Origin of the sequence: Pseudoxanthomonas daejeonensis (assembly GCF_022637495.1) — a bacterium.
GTDB classification, from domain to species: domain Bacteria; phylum Pseudomonadota; class Gammaproteobacteria; order Xanthomonadales; family Xanthomonadaceae; genus Pseudoxanthomonas; species Pseudoxanthomonas daejeonensis.
On record NZ_CP093331.1, the window covers coordinates 3,069,677 to 3,082,258 of the forward strand.

Below are 12,582 nucleotides of genomic sequence, written 5' to 3' on the forward strand. Positions count from 1 at the left end.
TTTCGCTTCCGGGGATTGCAGGCCTGGATGATAGCCGCGCCAGCCGGCACGGCCATGACGCAGCGCGGCGTGCCCGCAGCGGCGGTGATAGAATTGAGAACAGTTCTTGATAACCGGATGTCCCGTGACGCTGTCCGAGCTGCTGCCGCGCACCCCTGTCGTCGTCGAATCCGTGGTGGACCACCACCCGCACGATCCCATCGCCCGCCGCCTGCGCGAGTTGGGCTTCGTCGCCGGCGAGCCGGTGCAGGTCGTCGCGCGGGGGCCGTTCGGGGCCGAACCGCTCCTGGTCCAGGTCGGCTATACCCGTTTCGCCCTGCGCAGGTCCGAGGCCGCCCGCGTGCACGTTGCCCCCGCCCTCGGCGAGGCCGGCGCATGAGCGCCCAGGCCGCCGCCCCGCTGCGCCTGGCGCTGCTCGGCAACCCCAACTCGGGCAAGACCGCGCTGTTCAACCTGCTCACCGGCAGCCGGCAGAAGGTCGCCAACTACGCCGGTGTCACCGTAGAGCGCAAGGAAGGCCGCCTCCATTCGCCGGCGGGCCATTCGTATGCGGTGTTGGACCTTCCGGGTGCCTACAGCCTCAACCCGGCCAGCCTGGACGAGGCGATCACCCGCGACCTGTGCCGGGGCTTCTATCCCGGGGAGGCGGCCCCTGACGTGCTGGTCTGCGTGGTCGACGCGACCAACCTGCGCCTGCACCTGCGTTTCGTGCTCGAAGTGCGGCAGATGGGCAAGCCGATGATCGTGGCGCTGAACATGAGCGACGCCGCGCAGCGTCGCGGCATCACCATCGATCGCGCAGCGCTGGAGCGCGAACTGGGCGTACCGGTGGTGGAAACGGTCGCCGTGCGCCACCACGGCGCCAATAGCCTGGTTGAACGGATCGATGGCGTGGCGGCGCACCTGCATCCGCCGGTCGCGCAACTGGCCGATGACGCCGACCTGCATGCCGAGACCCGGCGCCTGCTCGCCGCCACCGTATCCATGCCGACCCGCACGGCCAGGATCGACGATGCGCTGGACCGCTGGCTGCTGCACCCGGTGCTTGGCCTGCTGACCCTGGCGGTGGTCATGTTCCTGATCTTCCAGGCGGTGTACGCCTGGGCCACGCCGGTCATGGACCTGATCGAGGCCGGTACCGCCGCCCTGGGCGAATGGGTCGGCGCGCGCATGGCCGAAGGGCCCCTGGCCAGCCTGCTGGTCGACGGCATCATCGCCGGCCTCGGTGGCGTGATCGTGTTCCTGCCGCAGATCCTGGTGCTGTTCGCCTTCATCCTCGCCCTCGAGGAATCCGGCTACCTGCCGCGCGCCGCATTCCTGCTGGACCGGATGATGGCGGGCGCCGGCCTCTCCGGACGCTCGTTCATCCCGCTGCTGTCCAGCTTCGCCTGCGCGATCCCCGGGATCATGGCCACGCGCAGCATCCAGGATCCGCGCGACCGCCTGGCCACGATCCTGGTCGCGCCGCTGATGACGTGTTCGGCGCGTCTTCCGGTGTACGCGTTGCTGATCGGCGCGTTCATCCCGGCGCGCGAGGTCTGGGGGGGCTTCAACCTTCAGGGGCTGGTGCTGTTCGGCCTGTACATGGCCGGCATCCTCAGTGCGCTGGCGGTGTCGTGGGTGATGAAGAAATGGCGCCGCGACAAGGGCGAGCATCCGCTGATGCTGGAGCTGCCGTCGTACCGCCTGCCCAATCCGCGCGATCTTCTGATCGGCCTGTACGAGCGCGGCATGATCTTCCTCAAGCGCGTCGGCGGGATCATCTTCGCCCTGACCGTGCTGCTGTGGGTGCTGCTCTCGTTCCCGGCGGCGCCGGTGGACGCGACGATGCCTGCGATCGACTACAGCTTCGCCGGCCGCATCGGCCATGCGCTGGCGGTGGTGTTCGCGCCGCTGGGCTTCAACTGGCAGATCTGCATCGCACTGATCCCCGGCCTGGCTGCGCGCGAAGTGGCGGTGTCCTCGCTTGCCACGGTCTATGCGCTGTCCGCCGCCGACGACGAGGCCGCCGCCCAGGCACTGATGCCGCTGATCACCGATGGCTGGTCGCTCGCCACCGGATTGTCGCTGCTGGTGTGGTTCATCTACGCACCGCAATGCCTTGCCACCTGGGCGGCCATCAAGCGCGAGACCGGTTCGTGGAAGACGATGGCCATCGCTGCCGGCTACCTGTTCGCGCTCGCCTACCTGGCCTCGCTGCTGACCTACCAGGTCGCGGTGCGGCTCGGGGCGGGCTAGGGCGCACGACGATGAACATCGCGCTGCCGCTGTGGCTCCAGTACGCCGTCATCGGCGTGGTGGTCGCCCTTGCCCTGTGGATCTTCGCGAAGAAGCAGCTGCCGGGCAGCCTGCGCCGCGCTCGCCTGGCCCTGGCCGCACCGCTGGTACGTGATGGCCGGCCTGCATGGATGCGTTCGCTGGCGCGGCGCATCGCCCCGCCGGGCTCAGGCCCGGGCGTGTCGGCCTGCGGTGGCTGCGACAACTGCGGCCCGGAGCCGAAGCAGCGTTAGCTGGATCGTTCCCGCTCGCCCCGCCTGAAGTGGCTTCAACCAGCGGCAGGGACGTCGGGATTAGAAGGGGTCGCGGTTGCCGGCGTGTCGGCTTTGCGGACTGAAGTCCGCTCCTGCAGGAGTCCGACGAATGGCCGCCTTCGCTGGCGGGCATGACCGCGACACCGAACGATTCGCAGCCCGGGGATACTCGCCCGCGTGGAGCGTCGCTGCACCTTGTAGGAGCGGGCATGACCGCGACGCCGAGGTGGTCCGGAGCCACGGGAGCGCCGCCCAGTTCGACGTTGCCGCCTCCTGGCGCCCAACGATCAGCCGTCCGCACCCTCCGGCAGCCACGCGCGGAAATCGCCGCTGCAGTGGAGCAGGGCCATCATGTACAGCATCCCGTCGTAATAACGGTGCTGCCCGGTCGGTACCGGGTGCTCCCACAGCGCACGGACGAAGGCCAGGCGTCGCGGATCGTCGGCGGCCAGGCTGGCCACCGCATTGGTCGCGATCAGGCCCGTCGTCCGACCCCCACCGAGCGGTTTACCGTCCAGTGTGTACAGGCTCTGGTAGGAGTCCATGCCCTGGGCTTCGAAGAATGCCTGCAGGCGGTTGCTCAACTCTATCTGGCGGGGATCGCGCGCCCACCAGGACCAGTCCACCGACCAGTTCATGGCGCTGCGCCACGCGTCGTAGCGGAAGTCGGCCGACTCCGGGCGCCAGGGCGCCGCCCACGGCGAGCCATCGAAGTTGCCGTAGTCGGGCGTAAGCGCAGTCCTGGGGTGCGAGGCGGTGGCGAAATAGTCCCGGCTGACCTGCGCCGCCTGGCGCCAGAAATCACGGTCCGCTTCGGGCCCGACGCGTGCCCAGATTTCATAGAAGGCGGGCAGGTGGTAGGACGCGTCGGTGTGCGCCGCGTTCGCAACGTCGGGAGTGAAGCGCACCATCTTCGCTTCCCGGTCGAACAGGTTCACCGCGGTCATCTCGCCGCGTGCGGTCGTGCCGGTGATGCGTTCGCGATGCAGTACATCGGTGAGCAGGCGCGTGGCCTGCGCGCTGTAGTCATGGAGGCCTTCGCCATCGCCCCAGCGCTGCGCGGCGAAATAAAGCGCGGTGATGAAGTATTCCTCGCCATCCGGTGCGGGCATCTCGTCGTTGGCCACTCCATCGGTGCCGACCGACCAGGCGAAGTAGCCATGCGCCGGGTGCGCCGGGTCGTCCTGGTACATGTGGGTCATGGCCCAGTTCCAGATCGCGTCGAACTCGGCCTTACGGTCCAGCTGCACCGCGATCATCATTCCGTACGACATGCCTTCCGAGCGCACGTCGTCGCTGTTGACGTCGTGGATGTAGGCGAGCGGGCCATGCGCATTGCTGCCGGCTTCGTAATAGACGGCCTGGTCGGTGCCGTTTCCATGGAACAGCTGCTGGAAGGCCGCTTCGACCTTCGCTTCGGTTTCCTCGCGCCCGTAGCCGGCTTCGGCGAACAGGTCCGGGTACTGCCCGGAGGCAACGGCGCCCTTCGCTGCCGTCGCGTCCTCGGATGGGGCAGGCGCGCGTGCGGAACCCGCCGTTACGGGCGCCGGCGTGCATGCGGCCAGCATGGTGCACAGCAACCAGGGAGCGGCCAGGGCGGCGATGCGATGGTAGTGGACGGTCATGCGGTTCCTGTGCGTACGTTCGGGGCGTGGAGGCTGAGGACGTTAGCAGGGCGCCAGCCCCGTACGCATCGGCATGCGCGTCGTGCCATCACTGGTCGGGAATGTCAGGCTCGACCAGGCGCGCGAGCTGCTCCAGGGATTCCTGCCAGCCCAGGTAGCACATCTCGACCGGGATCACTTCGGGAATCCCCTCCTGCACGACTTCCAGTTCGGTCCCGCACAGCACGGCCTTCAGGCGGACGCTGACCTGCATCTCGCCGGGAAGGTTGGGATCATCGAAGCGGTCCACGTAGCGGATCCGCTCGTGCGGCACCAGCTCGAGATATTCGCCACCGAAGGAATGGGTGTTGCGGGTGCCGAAGTTGGTGAAGGACATCCTGAAAGTGCCCCCCACCCGCGCCTCCAGGTGCGCGACGCTGGCCGTGAAGCCGTAGGGCGGCAGCCATTTGGCCATTGCGTCGGCCTCGGTGAACGCGCGATAGACGCGCTCGGGCGGACAGCGCAACACGCGATGGAGACGGACGGTACCGGTAGCCATGGCGATTCTCCGCGAGTGGTTGGATTTCGTTTACGACGGATCGGCCGCAGTGCGATCGACAGGGCGGCAGCGTCGTCAGCGCATGCCCTTGTGTTGCCCGCCATCGATAGGCACGCAGGCGCCGGTCACCCACATCGCCCGCGGCGAGGCGAGGAACAAGGCGACGTCAGCCACTTCCTGCAGCGTGCCCATGCGACCCCAGGGAATGCCCGCGCGCACCGCTTCGTAGCGCGGCGGATCCTGGCGACGGACCTGGTCCCACAGGCCGCCATCGAACTCGATCGAGCCGGGTGCGATCGCGTTGGCCCGGATCCGGTCGGGGCCATGGAAGATCGAGAGCTTCTTGGCGTAGGCGATCAGCGCGGCCTTGGCCGAGGCATAGCCGAAATCCGGCCCGGGACTGGCTTCCAGGCCCGAGATGGACGCGACCAGGACGATGCTGCCGCCGCCAGCCGCCTTCATCCACGGGATCACCTGTTCGCAGGCGCGGGCCGCGGCCAGTACGTCCACGCGCAGGCTCGCCTCGAAATCGACCACCGAGGGCCCCAGCGCAAGCGCCGAAGCGTTGTGGACCAGGACGTCGACGCCGCCGAAGGCCTGGCGTACGCCGTCCAGGAAGTCCGCCAGCGAGGGCCCGTCGCCGAGATCGCAGGGGCGGACATGGACGCGTCCACCGTGCCGTCGCAGCGATTCCTCCACCTCGTGCAGCGCGTTGCGGCCACGTGCGTCGGCACCACGGGCGCAGGTGGCCACGTCGGCGCCTTCCGCCGCCAGTCCCAGTGCGATCGCGCGCCCGATGCCGCGACTGCCGCCGAGCACGACGCAGCGCTTGCCTTGCAGTTGCAGGTCGATGGCCTGGTTCCTCCCGGATCGATGGTGGACCGCGCGGCTACATGCGGAACACGCCGAAGCGTGCCGGTTCGACCGGTGCGTTGAGCGAAGCCGACAGCGCAAGGCCGAGTACGCGGCGGGTGTCGGATGGGTCGATGATGCCGTCGTCCCACAGGCGCGCGGTGGCGTACCACGGGCTGCCCTGCTGTTCGTACTGCTCGCGTACCGGGGCCTTGAACGCCTCTTCCTCCTCCGCGCTCCACTGGCCGCCGCCGGCTTCCAGGGCGTCGCGGCGCACGGTCGCCAGCACGCTGGCGGCCTGTTCGCCGCCCATCACGCTGATCCGCGCGTTGGGCCACATCCACAGGAAGCGCGCGCCATAGGCGCGCCCGCACATGGCGTAGTTGCCGGCGCCGAAGCTGCCACCGATGACCACGGTGAACTTGGGCACCGACGAGCAGGCCACCGCCGTCACCATCTTCGCCCCGTCCTTGGCGATGCCGGCGTTCTCATACTTGCGGCCAACCATGAAGCCGGTGATGTTCTGCAGGAACACCAGCGGGATGCCGCGCTGGTTGCACAGTTCGATGAAGTGCGCGCCCTTGAGCGCGCTCTCGGCGAACAGGATGCCGTTGTTGGCGACGATGCCGACCGGATAGCCATGCAGGTGGGCGAAGCCGGTGACCAGGGTCTTGCCGTAGCGCGCCTTGAACTCCTCGAATTCGCTGCCATCGACCAGGCGCGCGATCACTTCGCGGATGTCGAACGGGCGGCGCGTGTCGGGTGGGACGATCCCGTAAAGCTCCTCGGCTGCGTACAGCGGATCGCGCGGCGCGCGCACGGCGACGTCGATGCGCTTCTTGCGATTGAGGTGGCTGACGATGCCGCGCGCGATCTGCAGCGCGTGCTCGTCGTCCTCGGCGTAATGGTCGGCCACGCCGGACACCGCGGTATGCACGTCGGCACCGCCGAGTGATTCGGCATCGACCACCTCGCCGGTGGCCGCCTTCACCAGCGGCGGGCCGCCGAGGAAGATCGTGCCCTGGTCGCGCACGATCACAGACTCGTCGCACATCGCCGGCACGTAGGCGCCGCCGGCGGTACAGCTGCCCATCACGACCGCGATCTGCGGGATGTTGTCCGCGCTCAGTCGCGCCTGGTTGTAGAAGATCCGGCCGAAGTGCTCGCGGTCGGGGAAGACTTCGTCCTGCAGCGGAAGGAACGCGCCGCCGGAATCGACCAGGTAGATGCACGGCAGGCGGTTCTCGCGCGCGATCTCCTGCGCACGCAGGTGCTTCTTGACCGTCATCGGGAAGTAGGTGCCACCCTTGACCGTGGCGTCGTTGGCCACGACCACCACTTCCTGGCCGCAGACCGTGCCGATGCCGCAGACCATGCCAGCGGCCGGCGCGGCATCGTCGTACATGCCCTCGGCCGCCAGCGGAGCGATCTCGAGGAAGGACGAGCCGGGGTCGAGCAGGGCATCGATGCGGTCGCGGGCGAGCAACTTGCCGCGCTCGGTATGGCGCTGGCGGGCCTTGTCGCCGCCGCCCCCGGCGGCGCGCTCCAGGCGCCGCCGCAGTTCAGCGGCGAGCTGGCGGTGATGATCGGAGTAGGCGGCGAATTCGGGCGATCGCGGATCGATCTGGCTGCGGAGGGCGGGCATGGGCGTCCTGGCGTGCGGATGCACGCAGGATACGGCAGCGCCGGCGATCCGCCTTCTGGCGGCGCAACAAGGCACGCTGGAACGGGGCGGCGGCTCCGTTCCGGCGTGCCCGGACTTTCAGTAAGGAATTACTGGTCCTCGGCTTTGCGCTCGGCCTTCTCGGCCGCTTCGCGGGCCTTGATCGCGGCCCTTTCCGCTGCATCGGCAGTGGCGTCGGCAGCGCGTGCGGTCGCGTCGCGGGTGGCATCGGCAGCGCGGTTGGCGGCGTCGCGGCTGGCGATCGCGGCCTGGTCCAGGGCCTGCTCGGTTTCCGCCGCGGCCTGCTGCGCATGGACTTCGGCGTTGGCGCCGGCTTCGCGGGCGGTATCGACGGCGTCGGCTGCCGCTGTTTCGGTCGCCGCCGCGGCATGGTCGGCAGCGGCAGCCGCATGGTCGGCGGCACGACCGGCTTCGGTGCGGGCAGGCTCGTTGCAGGCGGTGAGGGCGAGCGCGGCGGCGATGGACAGCAGCGGAAGAAGTCGATTCATGGCGATGGTCCTCGAGTGGGAAGGGTCGCCAAGGAGGATGGCTGAAGCGACTTCAGCATCCCGTGAATCAGCGCGCGTGCGGGGCGCGCGCAAAAGAAGAAAGGCCGCCGGTTTCCCGACGGCCTTTCCAGGTACAGCAGGAAGGTCAGCAGATTACTGCTTGACTTCTTCCTTGGCCTCTTCGGCAGCGTCCTTGGCCTGCTCGGCAACGTCGGCAGCAGCCTCGGCGGTGCCAGCAGCGGCGTCGGCGGTGGCGTCGGTCGCGGCGCCAGCGGTGGCGGCAGCAGCGTCGGCAGCGGTGTCGGCGGCAGCGGCAGCGGCGTCAGCAGCGCCCTGGGCAGCGTCGGCGGTAGCGGCGCCGGCGGCAGCAGCCGAGTCGGCAGCAGCCTGGGCTTCGGCAGCGGCGGCGTCAGCAGCAGCGGCAGCGTCCTGGGCCTGCTCCTGCTTGGAGCACGCGGCCAGGGCCAGACCCAGGGCCAGGGCGATCAGCAGCTTGTTGATGCTCATGATTGGATGTTCCTCGTCGTTAAGTTGGGCAACGCGCCATTGCGCGCCGGCAACATGATGACAAGCCGGTGTCGGCTGTCAAGCGCCGGTTGGGTCACCTTTGTAAAAGGTTGGTGAAAAACGGTTACAGCACTTCCACCGCCAGCGCCGTGGCCTCTCCACCACCGATGCACAGCGCAGCCACGCCGCGCTTCAGGCCCCGGGTACGCAGGGCATTGACGAGGGTCACGACCAGGCGCGCACCCGACGCACCGATGGGATGGCCCAGCGCGCAGGCACCCCCGTTGACATTGACCTTGGCGTGCGGGATGCCCAGCTCCCTGATCGGCGCCATGGCCACCACGGCGAACGCTTCGTTGATCTCGAACAGGTCCACGTCGGCGACCGACCAGCCGACCTTGTCGAGCAGGGTGGAGATCGCCCCGATCGGCGCAGTGGTGAACCATTCGGGCTGGTGCGAGAAGGTGGCATGGCCGGCGATCCGCGCCAGCGGCTGCATGCCACGGCGCGCAGCCTCGTCGGCCGACAGCAGCACGGTGGCCGCGGCGCCGTCGGAGATGGAGGACGAGCTGGCCGCGGTGACGCTGCCATCCTTCCTGAAGGCCGGCTTCAAGGTGGGAATCTTGGCGACGTCGGACTTGCCCGGCTGTTCGTCGCTGGCGAACTCGACCTCGCCCTTGCGGGTGGCGACCTTGACCGGAACGATCTCGCCATTGAACGCGCCGGCGGCCTGCGCGGCCTGCGCGCGGGTCACCGATTCGATGGCGAACGCATCCTGCTCCTCGCGGGTGAATCCGTACTTCTCGACGGTGGCTTCGGCGAACACGCCCATCGCCTGGCCGTCGTAGGGATTGGTCAGGCCATCCCAGGACATGTGGTCCACCGCCTGGAAGTTGCCATAGCGGTTGCCGGTGCGCGAGTTGGGGATCAGGTGCGGGGCATTGGTCATCGACTCCATGCCGCCGGCGACCACGACGGTGGCCGAACCGGCCTTGATCAGGTCGTGGCCGAGCATGATCGCCTTCATGCCCGAGCCGCACACCTTGTTGATCGTGGTGGCGCCGGCCGAGGTCGGCAGCCCGGCGGCGAGCGCTGCCTGGCGGGCGGGGGCCTGGCCCAGGTTGGCCGGGAGAACGCAGCCCATGATCACTTCGGTGACATCGGCGGCCGCGATGCCGGACTGGTCGAGCGCGGCGGAAATCGCGGCGGCGCCCAGGGTCGGGGTGGGCACGCCGGTGAACTGGCCAAGGAAGGAGCCGATGGCAGTGCGCTTGGCGGCAGCGATGACGACGTCGGACATGGGGGTATGCCTGTGGGGATGAGCCCCGATTATCGCGGCACCCGCCGGCACCCGCCACCGTGCTCCCGGACAGGCGACAGTCCTTGCCGATTGCGGTATAGAAACGGCGTGTCGGGGGACGGGGCGGCGATGCCGCCGATCATCGAGGATTGCGTGACGTGAAACACATTTTTGGCAATAAATTCGCACGCGGCGGCGTGGCGCGCTCCCTGCTGGCGGTCGCGATCGCGGCCACGCTGGCCTCCGGCCTGGCCGCCTGCGGCGGCGGCGGCGGGGGCAACCTGCGCCCGGGCAGCCCTTCGTCACCCCCGGTTTCACCGCCGCCGACTTCACCGCCCCCGACCTCGCCGCCGCCACCGCCCCTGGTCCAGCCGCCGATCGACGCGCACCTGACCCTGACCCACGCCACCGCGGCCGAACGGCAGGGCTATACGGGGGCGGATTACCGGATCGGCGTGATCGACACCGGCGTCAACCGCAACCACCCCAGCCTGGCCGGGCGGGTCGCGGCCAACCTCATCTACGTGAACCGCAACACCAACGACATGAACGTGGACGACAAGGTCGGCCACGGCACGACCGTCTCCCTGCTTGCCGCGGGTGCAGCGTATGGGAGCTGGCCGGGCGGCATCGCGCCGGGGGCCTCGATCCTGTCGGCGCGCATCATCAACGACGAGCGTCCGACCGACGACGGTTCCGGCCAGGGCAACGAAGTCACTGGCGCGCTGGGCCTGAAGCCGATCCACCAGGACCTGGTGGCCCGTGGCATGCGGATCATGAACAACTCCTGGGGCGGCCTTTACTGGAAGCAGGCCACCGCGACCGCGCCGATCGCCGACGAGTACCGCTTCTTCATCAAGGACAACGACGGCCTGGTGGTCTTCGCCACCGGTAACGAAAGCCGTCCGGACCCCACCAACATGTCGGCGCTGCCGAGCCAGCCCGGCCCCAATGGCACGATGCCCGCGGCCGACCTGGAGCAGGGCTGGCTGGCGGTGGCGGCGCTGGATACCTCCGATCCCAGCCGGCTGATGTACTACTCCAACGCCTGCGGCCTGGCGAAGAGCTACTGCCTGGTCGCGCCGGGGACCTCGATATTCCCGTCCCATACCGATACGGGCGCCACGCCCAACCTCAAGTACGGCAGCGGCACCTCGTATGCGGCTCCGCTGGTCTCGGGTGCCGCGGCGGTGGTCTGGCAGAAATTCCCATACTTCAACAACGACCTGGTCCGGCAGACACTGCTGGGCACGGCGACCGACCTTGGCACTGCCGGCCCGGACGCGGTGTTCGGCTATGGCCTGCTCAACGTGGCCAAGGCGCTGGACGGGCCGGGGCGGTTCGACTGGGGCGATGTCACGGTCACGATTCCGGACTCGTCCACCGGCACCGCCTGGAAGAACGACATCAGCGGTGCCGGTGGGCTGATCGTTCGCGGCCCCGGCGCCCTGGCGCTGGAGGGTAAGAATACCTACACCGGTAATACCCGCGTTGAATCCGGCTTCCTCGGGGTACTGGGCTCCATCACCTCGTCGGTTTCGATCGGCGCCACCACCAATGGTTCACCTGCGTCGTTCCAGATTTTCCCGGCCGCGCGTGTGAAGGGTAACGTCGAGAACCGGGGCACGTTCGCGAGTACCAACGTCGGCGGCCCAGGCACGATCGAGGGCAATTACGTGCAGTTTGCCGGCGCCACCTTCCTGACCCGGCTAGGTGCGCATCCACTGCAGATCACCGGTACCGCCGCACTCCAGGGGGGTAATGTCCGGGTGAACGGCGTGGTCGACGGATACGTCACCCAGTCTCGGCAGACGCTGCTCAGCGCGACCCAGGGCCTGAGCGGCGCGTTCGACGGCATCCAGGTGGGCGGCGGGCTTTTGCTGGACAGCACGTTCGGCTACGACGCGACCTCGGCTTGGCTGAACATCACCCGCGTCGAGGTGACCGCAGCGGCATTGAGCCTGAGCAGCATTACCCCTGCTTCGCTCGGCGCGGCCAGTCGTGTCGAAAGCGCGTTCGATGCCATCGATTCCGGTATGGAAGGCGTGGCCGATGGATTCATCCGCACGGCGGGAGAGGTCCAGCAGGTGTCCAGCGAGGCGGCATTCGTTGCGAGCCTCCGTAGCCTCTCCGGCGAAGTGCACGCATCGGCCGCGGCCGCGACGTACGACACGCTCGACCTGGGGCGGCGTGCGCTGTCCTCGCGCTTCGATGATCTGTCGTCGGGCACCCGCCGCGCCGGTGGCTGGATGGAGGCGCTCGGTGGCACGGCGTCACTGGGCAGCGGCGTCGATGCACAGGTCGATGGCTGGCTGGCCGGCCATGACGTGGGCCTGGACGGGGCGATGGTGGCAGGCGTGGCCTTCGGCGAGTCGACGACCGACAGCCGCATCAACGGCCTGATCGATCGCAGCCGCGAGCGGCAGACGCAAGCCCAGGCCTACCTGGGCCGGCAGTGGAACCAGACCTACCTAATGGGCCAGTTCGGCGCCGGCCAGTGGCAGCGGCAGATCGATCGCGAGCTGCTGCTGGGCGCCAGCCGCTACGGCGTGCACAGCGACTACGACGGCGACTTCGCCGTGGCCGGAGTGGAAGCGGGCTACCGCTTCGACGGCGCAGCCGGCTCGCTGGTGCCATACCTGGGTACCGAGCACACGCAGGTGCGCAGCGATGGCTTCCAGGAGCAGGGTGCGGCCGGGTTCGGCCTGCGCACCGGCGCCAGCACGTCTTCGCGCACGCAGGCCATCGCCGGCCTGCGTGCCAGCCGCGACTGGCAGCGGATCAGCCTGAGCGGCTATGCGGAGTGGCAGCAGACCCTGGCCAGCGATGGACTGGAGGTGTCGGCCAGCTTCGTCGGCGTGGATAGCTGGTCGCCGCTGGCGGCGTCCAATCCGGCGCTGTCGGGCGGCATGGTCGGGTTGTCGGCCAAGGCATGGTTGACCACGAACTCGACCGTGTCGTTCGGCTACGACCAGCGCTTTGGCCCGCGTGGAGACGCGAGCCTGGTGTCGCTGAAGTACGCGTTCGGGTTCTGATCGTCGAAGACGCTCAAGGATC

At 68.8% G+C, this 12,582-nt stretch carries 11 protein-coding genes; 4 read left to right on the forward strand and 7 right to left on the reverse strand.

Annotation, left to right across the window (positions count from 1 at the left end):
- The first annotated feature begins 124 nt into the window (after positions 1 to 124).
- The 3 genes from MNQ95_RS13790 to MNQ95_RS13800 are packed head-to-tail and all read left to right on the forward strand — an operon-like array spanning position 125 to position 2,510.
- Positions 125 to 379 (forward strand): FeoA family protein, encoded by a 255-nt coding sequence (locus tag MNQ95_RS13790; RefSeq protein WP_162408894.1) that lies wholly within the window; start codon positions 125 to 127, stop codon positions 377 to 379.
- Positions 376 to 2,238 (forward strand): ferrous iron transporter B, encoded by a 1,863-nt coding sequence (feoB, locus tag MNQ95_RS13795; RefSeq protein WP_241953204.1) that lies wholly within the window; start codon positions 376 to 378, stop codon positions 2,236 to 2,238. The genes MNQ95_RS13790 and feoB overlap by 4 nt, the downstream gene beginning before the upstream one ends.
- Positions 2,239 to 2,249: 11 nt before the next feature.
- Complete coding sequence (locus MNQ95_RS13800; RefSeq protein WP_425605674.1) at positions 2,250 to 2,510, forward strand: DUF6587 family protein; 261 nt, start codon at positions 2,250 to 2,252, stop codon at positions 2,508 to 2,510.
- Positions 2,511 to 2,818: 308 nt separating this feature from the next.
- Here the strand turns inward: MNQ95_RS13800 and MNQ95_RS13805 are convergent, their stop codons facing one another.
- The 7 genes from MNQ95_RS13805 to MNQ95_RS13835 all read right to left on the reverse strand — a co-directional run bounded on the left by MNQ95_RS13805 (position 2,819) and on the right by MNQ95_RS13835 (position 9,525).
- Entirely contained in the window at positions 2,819 to 4,156 is a 1,338-nt protein-coding gene (locus tag MNQ95_RS13805; protein WP_241953205.1) for a family 8 glycosyl hydrolase, read from the reverse strand.
- A gap of 88 nt (positions 4,157 to 4,244) precedes the next feature.
- Positions 4,245 to 4,694: an SRPBCC family protein gene (locus tag MNQ95_RS13810; protein WP_162408900.1), complete on the reverse strand. Its 450-nt coding sequence runs from the start codon at positions 4,692 to 4,694 to the stop codon at positions 4,245 to 4,247.
- Positions 4,695 to 4,769: 75 nt separating this feature from the next.
- Positions 4,770 to 5,513 carry an SDR family NAD(P)-dependent oxidoreductase gene (locus MNQ95_RS13815; RefSeq protein ID WP_241953206.1) on the reverse strand — a complete coding sequence of 248 codons (744 nt, stop codon included), beginning with the start codon at positions 5,511 to 5,513 and terminating at the stop codon, positions 4,770 to 4,772.
- A 70-nt stretch (positions 5,514 to 5,583) separates the two neighbouring features.
- Complete coding sequence (locus tag MNQ95_RS13820) at positions 5,584 to 7,191, reverse strand: carboxyl transferase domain-containing protein (RefSeq protein WP_241953207.1); 1,608 nt, start codon at positions 7,189 to 7,191, stop codon at positions 5,584 to 5,586.
- Between the two features lie 128 nt (positions 7,192 to 7,319).
- Complete coding sequence (locus tag MNQ95_RS13825; RefSeq protein WP_162408906.1) at positions 7,320 to 7,718, reverse strand: hypothetical protein; 399 nt, start codon at positions 7,716 to 7,718, stop codon at positions 7,320 to 7,322.
- Between the two features lie 153 nt (positions 7,719 to 7,871).
- Complete coding sequence (locus tag MNQ95_RS13830; protein WP_162408908.1) at positions 7,872 to 8,225, reverse strand: hypothetical protein; 354 nt, start codon at positions 8,223 to 8,225, stop codon at positions 7,872 to 7,874.
- 124 nt (positions 8,226 to 8,349) lie between these two features.
- Positions 8,350 to 9,525, reverse strand: a complete 1,176-nt coding sequence (locus MNQ95_RS13835) for a thiolase family protein (RefSeq protein ID WP_241953208.1) — start codon at positions 9,523 to 9,525, stop codon at positions 8,350 to 8,352.
- A gap of 158 nt (positions 9,526 to 9,683) precedes the next feature.
- Here MNQ95_RS13835 and MNQ95_RS13840 point away from each other — a divergent pair, with 158 nt between their 5' ends.
- Positions 9,684 to 12,560, forward strand: coding sequence for an autotransporter serine protease (locus MNQ95_RS13840; RefSeq protein WP_241953209.1), 2,877 nt, complete (start codon positions 9,684 to 9,686; stop codon positions 12,558 to 12,560).
- Positions 12,561 to 12,582 lie beyond the last annotated feature (22 nt).